The sequence below is a fragment of the Mesorhizobium sp. M7A.F.Ca.US.011.01.1.1 genome, from assembly GCF_003998295.1.
Classification (GTDB): domain Bacteria; phylum Pseudomonadota; class Alphaproteobacteria; order Rhizobiales; family Rhizobiaceae; genus Mesorhizobium.
Window position 1 is genome coordinate 1 of the sequence record NZ_RZRT01000205.1, and the last position, 800, is coordinate 800.

General features: G+C 59.9%; 1 protein-coding gene. It reads right to left on the bottom strand.

The features are described from left to right. Positions 1-168: 168 nt before the first annotated feature. Positions 169-666 carry a protein-export chaperone SecB gene (gene secB, locus EOA13_RS37335; RefSeq protein WP_023813420.1) on the bottom strand — a complete coding sequence of 166 codons (498 nt, stop codon included), beginning with the start codon at positions 664-666 and terminating at the stop codon, positions 169-171. Positions 667-800 lie beyond the last annotated feature (134 nt).

An 800-nucleotide genomic window follows, 5' to 3' on the forward strand; every position in this document is an offset into this window, starting at 1 on the left:
CACCGGCGCTCGCATAGCTCTCTTCACCACTCAAATAACGATCAACAACAGTGCGCTTCAAACTCTCGCTGTGTTTGGACATGAAAACCCCCGAAGGTTGATGTCCAACTTTCGGGGGTCAGTTCACAAGGGGCGGGTTCTCAGAAACAACAACGATGACAGCAGGCCTCAGCTCACCTTGACCTTGGACGCCTCGTCCTCGGCCAGCTTCTGCTGGAACATCTGGGCGAAGTCGATCGGGTCGAGCATCAGCGGCGGGAAGCCGCCATTGCGGGTTGCCTCGGCGATGATCTGCCGGGCGAACGGGAACAAAAGGCGCGGGCATTCGATGAACAGGATCGGCAGCATGTGCTCCTGCGGAAAGCCTGCGATGGCGAACACGCCGCCATAGACCAGTTCGACATTGAACAGCACTTCCTGGTCGAAGGACGCCTTGGCGTTCAGCGTCAGATTGACGTCGAACTGCTTGTCGGAGAGCGGGTTGGCGTTGACGTTGACGTTGATGGCGATGCCCGGTGCCTTGTCGCGGCCGCGCAGCGAATTCGGCGCGCCGGGGCTTTCGAAGGACAGGTCCTTCACATACTGCGCCAGAACGTTGAGCGACGGCTGCGCCGCATTGCCGTTTCCGTTGGCTGCGCCGACCGGCGCGTCATCCTTGCTGGCCATTAGCCTTGTCCTCTTGCCTGGGCAGCGTCGCTGACCGAATTGAAATCGGGCGTTCGCTACCATGGCGGGGATGACAAGACAAGGTTTGCCGCCTTGCTTCTCGGCAGCGGATATAGATGGGACGGCGCCCTAAT

Coding starts and splice junctions, on each gene's coding strand:
- secB (WP_023813420.1), bottom strand. CDS start 666: ATGGCCAGCAAGGATGACGCGCCGGTCGGCGCAGCCAACGGAAACGGC.